The sequence below is a fragment of the Streptomyces sp. NPDC002574 genome (assembly GCF_042889545.1).
In the GTDB taxonomy this organism is placed as follows: Bacteria; Actinomycetota; Actinomycetes; order Streptomycetales; family Streptomycetaceae; genus Actinacidiphila.
In genome coordinates this window covers 173,099-187,267 of sequence record NZ_JBIARB010000014.1, presented here as the reverse complement: position 1 = coordinate 187,267, position 14,169 = coordinate 173,099, and the positions used below count along the sequence as shown (strand labels likewise).

Sequence of the window (14,169 nt, the reverse complement as noted above, 5' to 3'; positions counted from 1 at the left end):
CCCTTCGGTGTCTGTCTTTGTCGTCACTGTTCCGCTCCGCAGGTCAGCGACGACGCGACTTGCGGTCGTCCTTCTCGTGGCCGCGGAAGGTGCGGGTCGGCGCGAACTCGCCGAGCTTGTGGCCGACCATCGACTCGGTGACAAACACCGGGACGTGCTTACGGCCGTCGTGCACCGCGATCGTGTGGCCCAGCATCGCCGGGATGATCATCGAGCGGCGGGACCAGGTCTTGATGACGTTGTGGGTACCGGCCTCGTTCTGAACGTCCACCTTCTTGATGAGGTGGTCGTCGACGAAGGGCCCCTTCTTGAGACTGCGCGGCATCTAAACCCGCTCCTAGCGCTTCTTGTTCGTCTTGCGGCGGCGGACGATGTACTTGCTGCTGGCCTTCTTCGGCGAGCGAGTACGACCTTCCTTCTGGCCCCACGGGCTGACCGGGTGGCGACCACCGGAGGTCTTGCCCTCACCACCACCGTGCGGGTGGTCGACGGGGTTCATGGCCACACCGCGGACGGTCGGGCGGACGCCCTTCCAGCGCATACGGCCGGCCTTGCCCCAGTTGATGTTCGACTGCTCGGCGTTGCCGACCTCGCCGATGGTGGCGCGGCAGCGGACGTCGACCATGCGAACTTCACCGGACGGCATGCGAAGGGTGGCCATGGAGCCCTCCTTCGCCAGCAGCTGCACCGAAGAACCCGCGGAACGGGAGATCTTCGCGCCGCCGCCGGGACGCAGCTCGATGGCGTGCACCGTCGTACCGACCGGGATGTAGCGCAGCGGCAGGTTGTTGCCCGGCTTGATGTCGGCCCCGGGGCCGTTCTCGATCCGGTCACCCTGGCTCAGCTTGGCCGGGGCCAGGATGTAGCGCTTCTCGCCGTCCGCGTAGTGCAGGAGCGCGATGCGCGCGGTGCGGTTGGGGTCGTACTCGATGTGCGCGACCTTGGCCGGCACGCCGTCCTTGTCGTGACGACGGAAGTCGATCACGCGGTAGGCGCGCTTGTGGCCACCACCCTGGTGGCGAACGGTCACACGACCGGCGTTGTTACGGCCGCCCTTGCTGTGCAGCGGGCGGACCAGCGACTTCTCCGGCGTGGACCGCGTGACCTCGACGAAGTCGGCGACGCTGGAGCCACGACGGCCCGGGGTCGTCGGCTTGTACTTGCGGATACCCATTTCTCAGTCCTCGGAAGATTCCGGACTTCGACTCGTCCCGGCCCCCGTTAGGAGACCGGTCCGCCGAAGATGTCGATGCGGTCGCCCTCGGCGAGGGTCACGATGGCGCGCTTGGTGTCCTTGCGCTTGCCGAAACCGGTCTTGGTGCGCTTGCGCTTACCCTGACGGTTGATCGTGTTGACCCCGGTGACCTTGACCGAGAAGACCGCCTCGACGGCCTGCTTGATCTGGGTCTTGTTCGCGCGCGGGTCGACGACGAACGTGTACTTGTTCTCGTCCAGCAGCGCGTAGCTCTTCTCGGAGACCACCGGCTTGACCAGGATGTCACGGTGGTCCGTGAAGGTCCGGCTGGTGATCGCGGTCTGCTCGGCCATCAGGCGTCGCTCCCTTCGGTCTCGGCGGCGCCGTTACCGATGAAGCGGTCGAAGGCGGCCTTGGTGAAGACCACGTCGTCGGAGACGAGCACGTCGTACGTGTTCAGCTGGCCGGCCTCCAGGATGTGCACCTGGGGCAAGTTGCGCGCGGACAGCCACGCGGCCTCTTCGGCGCGGTCGGCGACGAGCAGCACGTTCTTGCGGTCGCTGATCTTGCCCAGCAGCACCTTGGCGGCCTTCGTCGACGGGGACTCGCCCTCGATGACGCCGGTCACGACGTGGATGCGGTTGTGACGCGCCCGGTCGGTGAGGGCACCGCGCAGGGCGGCGGCCTTCATCTTCTTCGGGGTCCGCTGCGAGTAGTCACGCGGCACGGGACCGTGCACGACGCCACCACCGGCGAACTGCGGGGCGCGGGTCGAACCCTGACGGGCGCGGCCGGTGCCCTTCTGGCGGTACGGCTTCTTGCCGCCACCGCGGACCTCGCCACGCGTCTTGACCTTGTGCGTGCCCTGACGGGCGGCGGCCAGCTGCGCCACGACGACCTGGTGGATCAGCGGGATGCTGACCTTCGCGTCGAAGATCTCGCCCGGGAGCTCAACGGTCCCGGCCTTGTCGCCGGCGGGCGACAGAATGTCAATGGTGCTCATATCCTCAGGCCCCCTTGGCCGCGGTGCGGACCAGGACGAGGCCGCCGTTCGGGCCGGGAACCGCGCCCTTGATGAGCAGCAGGCCCTTCTCCGCGTCAACGGCGTGGACGGTCAGGTTCTGGGTGGTGACCCGCTCGTTGCCCATGCGGCCCGCCATGCGCAGACCCTTGAACACACGGCCCGGGGTGGCGCAGCCACCGATGGAGCCGGGAGAGCGGTGCTTGCGCTGGGTGCCGTGACCGGCGCCGAGGCCCTTGAAGTTGTGACGCTTCATGACACCGGCGAAGCCCTTGCCCTTGCTCTTGCCGGTGACGTCCACCTTCACGCCGGCCTCGAAGACCTCGGCAGTGATCTCCTGGCCGAGGCTGTACTCGGCCGCGTCGGAGGTGCGGAGCTCCACCATGTGGCGGCGGGGGGTCACGTCGGCCTTGGCGAAGTGGCCCTTGAGGGGCTTGTTCACCTTGCGCGGGTCGATCTCGCCGAAGGCGATCTGGACCGACTCGTAACCGTCGACATCGTTCGTACGGACCTGGGTCACGACGTTCGGGCCGGCCTTGACCACGGTCACCGGGACGACACGGTTGTTCTCGTCCCAGACCTGGGTCATGCCGAGCTTCTCGCCCAGGATGCCCTTGATCTGCTTAGCCATCTGTTCCGCGCCTCTCAGAGCTTGATCTCGATGTCAACGCCGGCCGGAAGGTCCAGGCGCATCAGCGAGTCAACGGTCTTGGGCGTCGGGTCGAGGATGTCGATCAGGCGCTTGTGCGTGCGCATCTCGAAGTGCTCGCGCGAGTCCTTGTACTTGTGCGGCGACTTGATGACGCAGTACACGTTCTTCTCAGTGGGCAGCGGCACCGGGCCCGCGACCTGCGCACCAGTACGCGTCACCGTCTCGACGATCTTCTTCGCCGAAGAGTCGATGACCTCGTGGTCGTAGGCCTTGAGCCGGATGCGGATCTTCTGTCCCGCCATGGCTACTTCGTAGTCCTGTCTAGTAGTAACGCTCTGGAACCCGGTGGTTCGACCGTCTTCTCCGACCCACGCGGTCGGGCGTGTCGCGCCCCTTCTTGTAAATCTCCGCATGGCGGAGACCCTCAGGGAGGGGATACGTGGGAGAAGACACCCACCGAGCGCCTGGTGAGCACCCCGCTGACGCTTCCCGGAAGATTCCCGTACGTCCGTCCCGTGAGGGACGACGAGTACTGTGGGACTCGCTTCCGGTCCTCCCGACGGGAGGCGCGCAACATCGGCGCTCGACCGAGCAACCCGGCTAGTCTGCCATACCGGACGTGCCGGACGCCAATCGGGCCGGGTAGCTTACCCCTCCCCCGGCGGACTCCAAACCCGCCCCCCGTCCCGGATCACAGCCCCGCGGTGTACACCAACAGGCGCGGCGTGCCGGCGGGCAGCTGCGCGGGGACGTCCGGCGTGGCGTTGGCGGTCAGCCAGGCCGCGAGGGCGGCGGTGGACACGTCCCCGTGGGTGCCCTTGTAGAGCGCGGCGACACCGGTGACGTGCGGCGCCGCCATGGACGTGCCGCTCATCCGGGTGAAGCCGCCGCCGCGGGCGGCCGAGGTGATGTTCGTGCCCGGCGCGTTGATGTCCACGCACGGCCCCCAGTTGCTGAACTCCGCCTTGCGGTCGGACTCGTCGACGGCGGCCACCGTGAAGGCGTCCGGCGCCCCCGCGGGCGAGGTGCCGCAGGCGTCGGTGTCGCCGTTGCCCGCCGCGACGACCGGGAACACCCCGGCCGCGGCCAGCCCCTCGACCGCCCGCTCCGAGGCCTCGGTGTGCGGCCCGCCGACGGACAGATTGGCGACGGCCGGCTTCACGGCGTGCGCCGCCACCCAGTTGACGCCCGCCACCACCGAGGCGATCGAGCCGCTGCCGTCGCAGCCCAGCACCCGCACCGACACCAGCCGGGTGCCGCGGGCCACGCCCGAGTGCGCGCCGCCGACCGTGCCGGCGACATGGGTGCCGTGCCCGTTGCAGTCCGCGCCCTGCTGCCCGTCCCCCACGACGTCGTAGCCGGGCACCGCGCGCCCGCCGAACTCCTCGTGGGCGAAGTCGATTCCCGTGTCGATGATGTACGAGGTGACCCTGGCACCGGTCGCCCGGACCGAGAAGCCGACGGCGCCCGCCTCCCGGTGGTTGATCCGGGCCAGGCCCCACGAGACCTCGTCGGACGCGGTCGCCACCTCCTGCGGCCGCGGCACCGTCACCACCGCGTCCTGCTCCACCGCCCGCACACCGGGCAGCGTGCGCAGTTCCGAGACCTGACGGTCGGTCAGCCGTGCCGCGAAGCCCGACAGGGCGCTGGTGAAGGTGAACATGGGCGCCGCGCCCACCTCGCGGACCACCGACCGCGGGTCGGTGCCGGCCGCCAGCGTCACCAGGTACTGCCCCGCGATGCCGCCCTCCGACGCCATCCTGAGCGGCGCCGGGACCGGGGGCGGCGCCGCCGCCCCGGAGGTGCCTGCCGGGGCGGCGAGAACGGCCGTGAGGGCTGCGGCGACGGCCGCGAGCCGGCGCGGGGATATGCGCATGGCGGGGGGCTCCAGGAGTCGTACGAATGTGCACCGAACGCAATCATTCGTAACACCCGGTGAGCGGGGCACGCCCGCCCTGCGCGCCATTGGTGGTACGCGGCCGGCCGGAACGGCACGGCACAACGACGAGGGCCCCGGCCCACCGCGTGAACGGTGGGCCGGGGCCCTCGTGCAGCTCGCCTACGGCAAGCGGCAGATCGCCGGGATCCTTACTTCAGGATCTTGGTGACCTGGCCGGCGCCGACGGTCCGGCCACCCTCACGGATGGCGAACTTCAGGCCCTCCTCCATGGCGATCGGCTGGATCAGCGCGACCGTCATGGCGGTGTTGTCGCCCGGCATGACCATCTCGGTGCCCTCGGGGAGGGTCACGACGCCGGTCACGTCCGTGGTACGGAAGTAGAACTGCGGGCGGTAGTTGTTGAAGAACGGGGTGTGACGGCCACCCTCGTCCTTCGACAGGATGTAGGCCTGGGCCTCGAAGTCGGTGTGCGGCGTGACCGAACCCGGCTTGATGATGACCTGGCCGCGCTCGACGTCCTCGCGCTTGATGCCACGGAGGAGCAGACCGACGTTCTCACCGGCCTGGCCCTCGTCGAGCAGCTTGCGGAACATCTCGATACCGGTGACCGTGGTGGTGGTCTTCTCGGTCTTGATGCCGATGATGTCGACGGTCTCGTTGACCTTGAGGATGCCGCGCTCGATACGACCGGTGACGACGGTGCCACGACCGGTGATCGTGAAGACGTCCTCGATCGGCATCAGGAACGGCTTGTCGACGTCGCGCTCGGGGGTGGGGATGGCCTCGTCCACGGCCGCCATGAGGCCGAGGAGCTTCTCGCCCCACTCCTTGTCGCCCTCGAGGGCCTTGAGCGCGGAGACGCGGACGACCGGCAGGTCGTCGCCCGGGAACTCGTACTCGGAGAGCAGCTCGCGGACCTCGAGCTCGACGAGCTCCAGGATCTCCTCGTCGTCCACCATGTCGGCCTTGTTCAGCGCGACCACGATGTAGGGGACGCCGACCTGGCGGGCCAGGAGGACGTGCTCCTTGGTCTGCGGCATCGGGCCGTCGGTGGCGGCGACCACGAGGATGGCGCCGTCCATCTGCGCGGCACCGGTGATCATGTTCTTGATGTAGTCCGCGTGACCCGGGCAGTCGACGTGGGCGTAGTGGCGCGCCTCGGTCTGGTACTCGACGTGCGCGATGGAGATGGTGATACCGCGCTGGCGCTCCTCGGGAGCCTTGTCGATCTGGTCGAAGGCCGAGGCCTCGTTCAGGTCCGGGTACGCGTCATGCAGCACCTTGGTAATGGCGGCCGTGAGGGTCGTCTTACCGTGGTCGATGTGACCGATGGTGCCGATGTTGACGTGCGGCTTAGTCCGCTCGAACTTCGCCTTCGCCACTGGGGTCCTCCTGTGAAGTGGTTCTGGTACGCCTTACTTCATCGGCGCCAGGGTGATCTTTGCTGGGTTGCGGGCGGCCGGGGCATCCGACGCTCCCCTTGCGGTTTGCGGCGGAATACCCCGAAGCCTCCCGGTCAAGCCTACGGCGTGTGTGCAGCCTGAAAGAACTGCGGTTACTCGCCCTTGGCCTTCGCGATGATCTCCTCGGCGACGTTCTTGGGAACCTCGGCGTAGGAGTCGAACTGCATCGAGTAGCTCGCGCGACCCGACGTCTTGCTGCGGAGGTCGCCGACGTAGCCGAACATCTCCGACAGCGGCACCAGGGCCTTGACGACCCGGGCGCCGGCACGCTCCTCCATGGCCTGGATCTGGCCACGGCGGGAGTTGATGTCGCCGATGACGTCGCCCATGGACTCCTCGGGCGTGGTGACCTCGACGGCCATCATCGGCTCGAGCAGCACGGGGCTCGCCTTGCGCGCGCCCTCCTTGAAGGCCTGCGAACCGGCGATCTTGAACGCCAGCTCGGAGGAGTCGACCTCGTGGTAGGCACCGTCGAGAAGGGTGATGCGAACGCCCACCATCTCGTAGCCCGCCAGGATGCCGAACTTCATGGCCTCCTGAGCACCGGCGTCCACCGACGGGATGTACTCGCGGGGGATGCGGCCACCGGTGACCTGGTTGACGAACTCGTAGTTGGCGTCGCCACCCTCGAGAGGCTCGATGGCGATCTGGACCTTCGCGAACTGGCCCGTACCACCGGTCTGCTTCTTGTGGGTGTAGTCGATCCGCTCGACCTTCTTGCGAATGGTCTCGCGGTACGCCACCTGCGGCTTGCCGACGTTGGCCTCGACCTTGAACTCACGGCGCATACGGTCGACCAGCACCTCGAGGTGCAGTTCGCCCATACCGCCGATGATGGTCTGGCCGGTCTCCTCGTCCGAGTGGACCTGGAAGGAGGGGTCCTCCTCCGCGAGACGCTGGATGGCGACACCCAGCTTCTCCTGGTCGCCCTTGGACTTGGGCTCGATCGCGACCTGGATGACCGGCGCCGGGAAGTCCATGGACTCCAGGATCACCGGGTTCTTCTCGTCGCTCAGCGTCTCACCGGTGGTGGTCTGCTTCAGGCCCATGACGGCCACGATGTCGCCGGCGCCCACCGACTCGATCTCCTCACGCTTGTTCGCGTGCATGCGGTAGATCTTGCCGATGCGCTCCTTGCGGCCCTTGACGGAGTTCAGCACGGCGGTGCCGGACTCCAGACGGCCGGAGTACACGCGGACGAAGGTGAGCTTGCCGAGGTGCGGGTCGCTCATGATCTTGAACGCCAGCGCCGACAGCGGCTCGTCGTCGGACGGCCTGCGCTTGACGACCTCCTCCGCGTTGCCGACCGCGTGGCCCTCGATGGCCTCGACGTCCAGCGGGGAGGGGAGGTAGCGCACGACCGCGTCGAGCAGGGGCTGCACGCCCTTGTTCTTGAAGGCGGTGCCGCAGAAGACCGGGGTGACGGTGACGCCGTCGCCCTTGCCGGAGTTGATGGTGACGCGGCGGATGGCCGCGTACAGCTGGTCCTCGGTGGGCTCAGTGCCCTCCAGGTACAGCTCCATCATCTCTTCGTCGTTCTCGGCGACGGCCTCGAGCATCTTGCCGCGCCACTCGTCGGCCGCCTCGGTGTGCGTGGCCGGGATGTCGACGACGTCGTACATCTCGCCCTTGGTCGCCTCCGCGGACCAGACCAGGGCCTTCATGCGGACCAGGTCCACGACGCCCTTGAAGTCGGCCTCGGCACCGATCGGCAGCTGCATGACGATCGGGGTCGCGCCCAGCCGGTCCGAGATCATGTCGACGCAGCGGTGGAACTCCGCGCCGGTACGGTCCAGCTTGTTGACGAAGCAGATGCGCGGAACGCCGTAGCGGTCCGCCTGACGCCACACGGTCTCGGACTGCGGCTCGACACCGGCGACGCCGTCGAACACCGTCACGGCACCGTCGAGCACGCGAAGGGAACGCTCCACCTCGACGGTGAAGTCGACGTGACCCGGCGTGTCGATGATGTTGATGGTGTGGTCGACGTCGTCCATCGGCCAGTGACAGGTCGTCGCGGCGGACGTGATCGTGATGCCGCGCTCCTGCTCCTGCTCCATCCAGTCCATCGTGGCAGCGCCGTCGTGGACCTCACCGATCTTGTACGAGACACCGGTGTAGAACAGGATCCGCTCGGTGGTCGTCGTCTTGCCCGCGTCGATGTGAGCCATGATCCCGATGTTGCGGACCCTGGCCAGGTCAAGTGAAGTGGTAGCCATAAGGCTTCAGTCTTCTCTCGGTTCTCGATGGGGTAGCGACTACCAGCGGTAGTGCGCGAAGGCCTTGTTGGACTCGGCCATCTTGTGGGTGTCCTCGCGGCGCTTGACCGCGGCGCCCAGACCGTTGCTGGCGTCCATCAGCTCGTTCATCAGACGCTCGGTCATGGTCTTCTCGCGGCGGGCGCGGGAGTAACCCACGAGCCAGCGCAGCGCCAGGGTGTTGGCACGACCGGGGCGGACCTCGATCGGGACCTGGTAGGTCGCGCCACCGACACGGCGGGACTTGACCTCCAGGGAGGGCTTGACGTTCTCCAGGGCGCGCTTGAGCGTGATGACCGGGTCCTGGCCGGTCTTCTCGCGCAGGCCCTCGAGGGCGCCGTACACGATGCGCTCGGCGGTGGAGCGCTTCCCGTGCAGAAGGATCTTGTTGACGAGCGACGTCACCAGAGGAGAACCGTAGACCGGGTCGATGATGACCGGGCGCTTCGGGGCGGGGCCCTTACGAGGCATTCTTACTTCTCCTTCTTGGCGCCGTAGCGGCTGCGGGCCTGCTTGCGGTTCTTGACACCCTGGGTGTCGAGCGAACCACGGATGATCTTGTAGCGAACACCCGGCAGGTCCTTCACACGGCCACCACGCACGAGCACGATGGAGTGCTCCTGCAGGTTGTGACCCTCACCCGGGATGTAGGCGGTGACCTCGATGCCGCTGGTCAGTCGCACACGCGCGACCTTGCGCAGGGCAGAGTTCGGCTTCTTCGGGGTGGTGGTGTACACACGCGTGCAGACGCCGCGACGCTGGGGGGAGCCCTTCAGCGCAGGCGTCTTGTTCTTCTCGACCTTGTCCTGCCGGCCCTTTCGGACCAGCTGCTGGATCGTAGGCACCGTTTCTCCGGTTTCTGTGTGCCGATCTCGATACATCTAACCTGGAGTTCCCCGACCCACGCGGTCGGGTGTGTCGCGAGCCCCATACGCTTCCCACCGAAGTGGAAAGTGCGTATTGTCGGCGTGTCGCGGCGTTCGGCCTCGGAATCCCGCGCGGACAAGTGCACGCGCAGGAACCCGGGCACACCCCAGGCACAAGGTCAGAGCGTACCCAGCACACCCGCTCCGGTCAAAACAAATGGGATTTCGTTCCGCAGTGCCCGGTATGTCCCCGTATGTTAAGGGCCGGTCGGTGCCGTGACCTCGTTCGTCACGGCGACCACGAGCACCGCCACGAGCACCGCCACGAGCAGCAGCAGCGCGGTGACGACGTAGCCCAGGATCAGGCCGGCCAGCGCGAACCCGTCTCCCTGCTCACCCGTGCGGCGGACCTCCCGGCGGGCCAGGTGACCCAGCACGATCGCGGGCAGCGCCGTGAGCCCCAGGAACACCGCGCTTATGCCGCAGATCAGCGCGGCGATCGCCTTCGAGTTGACCCCGGGCGGCGGCGCCGGCCGCGGCCGCGGGATATCCAGCACCAGGACGTCCAGTTCACCGTAGGTACGGGACACGTAGGCCCGCCCGATGCGCTCCTCGTACTCCTGGAGCGTCAGCCGTCCCTCGGTGTACGCGTCCTTGAGCACTTCCACCGTCCGCTCGCGTGCGGCATCCCCGGCAAGCACCGTCGCACCACCTCCCCGATCCGCTCCGTCCTCCCATAGTGCCCGAAGACGGGCATGGACGGCCGAAGGGCGGCCACCCCGTGAGGGTGACCGCCCTTCGGCGTGATGACGTGGACGTCAGCCGTTGTACGGGCCGTAGTCGTAGTCCTCCAGCGGAACGGCCTGGCCGGAGCCGGTGCCGAACGGGCTGTAGTCGATGTCGTCGTAGCCGACGGCCGAGTACATCGCGGCCTTGGCCTCCTCGGTCGGCTCCACCCGGATGTTGCGGTAACGGGACAGACCCGTACCGGCCGGGATGAGCTTACCGATGATGACGTTCTCCTTCAGGCCCAGCAGCGAGTCGGACTTGGCGTGGATCGCCGCGTCCGTCAGGACCCTGGTCGTCTCCTGGAAGGAGGCGGCCGACAGCCAGGACTCGGTCGCCAGCGAGGCCTTGGTGATACCCATCAGTTGCGGACGGCCGGAGGCCGGGTGGCCACCCTCCGCCACGACCCGACGGTTCTCGGTCTCGAAGCGGCCGCGCTCGACCAGCTCGCCCGGCAGCAGCTCCGCGTCGCCGGACTCGATGATCGTGACCCGGCGGAGCATCTGCCGGATGATGATCTCGATGTGCTTGTCGTGGATCGACACACCCTGCGAGTTGTAGACCTTCTGGACTTCCCCGACCAGGTGGACCTGGACGGCCCGCTGACCCAGGATGCGCAGCACGTCGTGCGGGTTGGTGGCACCCACGGTCAGCTTCTCGCCGACCTCGACGTGGTCGCCCTCGCCGACCATCAGACGGGCACGCTTGGAGATCGGGTAGGCGATCTCCTCGGAGCCGTCGTCCGGGGTGATGACGATCTTCTTGGTCTTCTCGGTCTCCTCGATGCGGATGCGGCCGGCCGCCTCCGAGATCGGGGCGACACCCTTGGGCGTACGGGCCTCGAAGAGCTCGACGACACGCGGCAGACCCTGGGTGATGTCGTCACCGGCCACACCACCGGTGTGGAAGGTACGCATCGTCAGCTGGGTGCCGGGCTCACCGATGGACTGGGCGGCGATGATGCCGACCGCCTCGCCGATGTCCACCAGCTTGCCGGTCGCGAGCGAGCGGCCGTAGCACATCGCGCAGGTGCCCACCGCGGACTCGCAGGTCAGGACCGAGCGGGTCTTGACCTCGGCGACACCGTTGTGGATGAGCTGCTCGATGAGCACGTCGCCCAGGTCGGTGCCGGCGGTGGCCAGGACGCGCCCGTCCACCACGACGTCCTCCGCGAGGCAGCGCGCGTACACGCTGGTCTCGACGTCGTCCGTCTTGCGCAGCGAACCGTCCTCGGCCCGCTCGGCGATCGCCAGCTTGAGGCCGCGCTCGGTGCCGCAGTCCTCCTCGCGGATGATGACGTCCTGGGAGACGTCCACCAGACGACGGGTCAGGTAACCCGAGTCGGCGGTGCGCAGAGCGGTGTCGGCCAGACCCTTACGGGCACCGTGGGTGGAGATGAAGTACTCCAGCACGGTCAGGCCCTCACGGAACGAGGCCTTGATGGGACGCGGGATGGTCTCGTTCTTGGCGTTGGACACCAGGCCACGCATACCCGCGATCTGACGCATCTGCATCATGTTTCCACGGGCACCCGAGTCGACCATCATGAAGATCGGGTTGGTCTTCGGGAAGTTCTCGCGCATGGCCTCGGCGACGTCGTTGGTCGCCTTCGTCCAGATCGCGATGAGCTCCTGCGTGCGCTCGTCCTTGGTGATCAGACCACGCTCGTACTGCTTCTGGACCTTCTCGTCCTGCGCCTCGAAGCCCGCGATGATCCCCTTCTTCGCCTCGGGAACGACGATGTCGGAGATGGCCACGGTGACACCGGAACGGGTCGCCCAGTGGAAGCCGGCCGCCTTCAGGTTGTCGAGCGTCGCCGCCACGATGACCTTCGGGTAGCGCTCGGCGAGATCGTTGACGATCTCGGAGAGCTGCTTCTTGCCCACCGGGTATTCCACGAACGGGTAGTCCTCGGGCAGCAGCTCGTTGAAGAGCGCACGGCCCAGGGTCGTGTTCAGCCGGAAGGAGTCGCCCAGCTGCCAGGGCTCCTCGCCCTCCACGTCCGCCGGCGGGGTCCAGCCACGCGGCGGGACGGTGCCGATCGGGAAGCGGATGTCGATCCTCGACTGCAGCGACAGCTCGCGGGCGTCGAAGGCCATGATCGCCTCGGCGGTCGAGCCGAACGCACGGCCCTCACCCTTGAGCACGCGCTCCTCCGCGTCCGTGGTGAGGAAGAACAGACCCAGGACCATGTCCTGCGTCGGCATCGTCACCGGACGGCCGTCGGCGGGCTTGAGGATGTTGTTCGAGGACAGCATCAGGATGCGGGCCTCGGCCTGCGCCTCCGCGGACAGCGGCAGGTGCACGGCCATCTGGTCGCCGTCGAAGTCCGCGTTGAACGCGGTGCAGACGAGCGGGTGGATCTGGATGGCCTTGCCCTCGACCAGCTGCGGCTCGAAGGCCTGGATGCCGAGGCGGTGCAGGGTCGGCGCACGGTTCAGCAGCACCGGGTGCTCGGCGATGACCTCTTCGAGCACGTCGTACACGACCGTGCGGCCGCGCTCGACCATGCGCTTGGCCGACTTGATGTTCTGCGCGTGGTTCAGGTCCACCAGGCGCTTCATCACGAACGGCTTGAAGAGCTCCAGCGCCATGGCCTTGGGAAGACCGCACTGGTGCAGCTTGAGCTGCGGGCCGACGACGATGACCGAACGGGCCGAGTAGTCGACGCGCTTGCCGAGCAGGTTCTGACGGAACCGGCCCTGCTTGCCCTTGAGCATGTCGGACAGCGACTTCAGCGGACGGTTGCCGGGGCCCGTGACGGGGCGACCACGACGGCCGTTGTCGAAGAGCGCGTCGACGGCCTCCTGAAGCATGCGCTTCTCGTTGTTCACGATGATCTCGGGGGCACCGAGGTCGAGGAGGCGCTTGAGGCGGTTGTTGCGGTTGATGACGCGGCGGTACAGGTCGTTCAGGTCGGAGGTCGCGAAGCGGCCACCGTCCAGCTGCACCATCGGACGCAGGTCCGGCGGGATCACCGGCACGCAGTCCAGCACCATGCCCTTGGGCTGGTTGGTGGTCTGCAGGAAGGCGGAGACGACCTTGAGGCGCTTGAGCGCACGGGTCTTCTTCTGGCCCTTGCCGGTACGGATGATCTCGCGGAGCTTGGCGGCCTCCTCGTCGAGGTCGAAGGACTCCAGGCGCTTCTGCAGCGCCGCGGCACCCATCGAACCCTGGAAGTAGGTGCCGAAGCGCTCCCGCAGTTCGCGGTAGAGCAGCTCGTCACCCTCCAGGTCCTGGACCTTGAGGTTCTTGAAGCGGGACCACACCTCGTCGAGGCGGTCCAGCTCGCGCTGGGCACGGTCGCGCAGCTGCTTCATCTCACGCTCGGCGCCCTCGCGCACCTTGCGGCGCACGTCGGACTTGGCGCCCTCGGCCTCCAGCTCGCCGAGGTCCGCCTCGAGCTTCTTCTGCCGGGACTCGATGTCCGCGTCACGGCGCTGCTCGACCTGCTGGCGCTCGACGGAGACCTGGGCCTCCAGCGAGGGCAGGTCGCGGGTGCGCCGCTCCTCGTCCACCCACGTGATCATGTAGGCGGCGAAGTAGATGACCTTCTCCAGGTCCTTCGGGGCGAGGTCGAGCAGGTAGCCCAGCCGCGACGGAACGCCCTTGAAGTACCAGATGTGGGTCACGGGAGCGGCCAGCTCAATGTGGCCCATCCGCTCACGACGCACCTTGGCGCGAGTGACCTCGACGCCGCAACGCTCGCAGATGATGCCCTTGAAGCGGACACGCTTGTACTTGCCGCAGTAGCACTCCCAGTCCCGGGTGGGGCCGAAGATCTTCTCGCAGAAGAGCCCGTCCTTTTCCGGCTTCAGGGTGCGGTAGTTGATGGTCTCCGGCTTCTTCACTTCGCCGTGGGACCACTGCCTGATGTCGTCCGCGGTCGCAAGGCCGATCCGCAGCTCGTCGAAGAAGTTGACGTCGAGCACTTTGTCGTCAATCCCTCTTTCGGGGTCGAATGTCAAACATGTCTGAACGGTCCGGGGGGCCCTCAGGCGCCGCGTCAGCGGCTCTCAGGGAGAGGT

General features: G+C 67.5%; 13 protein-coding genes. All 13 read right to left on the bottom strand.

Features of this window, described 5'->3' with window-relative positions:
* Positions 1 to 43: 43 nt before the first annotated feature.
* Positions 44 to 325 carry a 30S ribosomal protein S19 gene (gene rpsS / locus ACFYXS_RS31285; protein WP_018558873.1) on the bottom strand — a complete coding sequence of 94 codons (282 nt, stop codon included), beginning with the start codon at positions 323 to 325 and terminating at the stop codon, positions 44 to 46.
* A gap of 12 nt (positions 326 to 337) precedes the next feature.
* Positions 338 to 1,174: a 50S ribosomal protein L2 gene (gene rplB, locus ACFYXS_RS31280; protein WP_319658483.1), complete on the bottom strand. Its 837-nt coding sequence runs from the start codon at positions 1,172 to 1,174 to the stop codon at positions 338 to 340.
* Between the two features lie 47 nt (positions 1,175 to 1,221).
* Positions 1,222 to 1,548 carry a 50S ribosomal protein L23 gene (rplW, locus tag ACFYXS_RS31275; RefSeq protein ID WP_319139009.1) on the bottom strand — a complete coding sequence of 109 codons (327 nt, stop codon included), beginning with the start codon at positions 1,546 to 1,548 and terminating at the stop codon, positions 1,222 to 1,224.
* Positions 1,548 to 2,198, bottom strand: coding sequence for a 50S ribosomal protein L4 (rplD, locus tag ACFYXS_RS31270; RefSeq protein ID WP_319658482.1), 651 nt, complete (start codon positions 2,196 to 2,198; stop codon positions 1,548 to 1,550). Before rplD ends, rplW begins: the two co-directional genes overlap by 1 nt.
* Before the next feature lie 4 nt (positions 2,199 to 2,202).
* A complete protein-coding gene (rplC, locus tag ACFYXS_RS31265) occupies positions 2,203 to 2,847 on the bottom strand; it encodes a 50S ribosomal protein L3 (RefSeq protein ID WP_389254254.1) in 645 nt (214 codons plus the stop codon).
* 14 nt (positions 2,848 to 2,861) lie between these two features.
* Complete coding sequence (rpsJ, locus tag ACFYXS_RS31260; protein ID WP_014144312.1) at positions 2,862 to 3,170, bottom strand: 30S ribosomal protein S10; 309 nt, start codon at positions 3,168 to 3,170, stop codon at positions 2,862 to 2,864.
* A gap of 389 nt (positions 3,171 to 3,559) precedes the next feature.
* Positions 3,560 to 4,744 (bottom strand): S8 family peptidase, encoded by a 1,185-nt coding sequence (locus ACFYXS_RS31255; RefSeq protein WP_389254252.1) that lies wholly within the window; start codon positions 4,742 to 4,744, stop codon positions 3,560 to 3,562.
* 212 nt (positions 4,745 to 4,956) lie between these two features.
* Entirely contained in the window at positions 4,957 to 6,150 is a 1,194-nt protein-coding gene (tuf, locus tag ACFYXS_RS31250) for an elongation factor Tu (protein ID WP_389254250.1), read from the bottom strand.
* 173 nt (positions 6,151 to 6,323) lie between these two features.
* Positions 6,324 to 8,450 (bottom strand): elongation factor G, encoded by a 2,127-nt coding sequence (gene fusA / locus ACFYXS_RS31245; RefSeq protein WP_389254248.1) that lies wholly within the window; start codon positions 8,448 to 8,450, stop codon positions 6,324 to 6,326.
* A 39-nt stretch (positions 8,451 to 8,489) separates the two neighbouring features.
* Positions 8,490 to 8,960 (bottom strand): 30S ribosomal protein S7, encoded by a 471-nt coding sequence (gene rpsG / locus ACFYXS_RS31240; protein ID WP_018558864.1) that lies wholly within the window; start codon positions 8,958 to 8,960, stop codon positions 8,490 to 8,492.
* Between the two features lie 2 nt (positions 8,961 to 8,962).
* Positions 8,963 to 9,334, bottom strand: coding sequence for a 30S ribosomal protein S12 (gene rpsL, locus ACFYXS_RS31235; RefSeq protein ID WP_014144289.1), 372 nt, complete (start codon positions 9,332 to 9,334; stop codon positions 8,963 to 8,965).
* Positions 9,335 to 9,612: 278 nt separating this feature from the next.
* Positions 9,613 to 10,056 (bottom strand): DUF1707 and DUF4190 domain-containing protein, encoded by a 444-nt coding sequence (locus tag ACFYXS_RS31230; RefSeq protein ID WP_389254244.1) that lies wholly within the window; start codon positions 10,054 to 10,056, stop codon positions 9,613 to 9,615.
* A gap of 117 nt (positions 10,057 to 10,173) precedes the next feature.
* Complete coding sequence (locus ACFYXS_RS31225) at positions 10,174 to 14,073, bottom strand: DNA-directed RNA polymerase subunit beta' (RefSeq protein WP_389254242.1); 3,900 nt, start codon at positions 14,071 to 14,073, stop codon at positions 10,174 to 10,176.
* Positions 14,074 to 14,169: the final 96 nt, after the last annotated feature.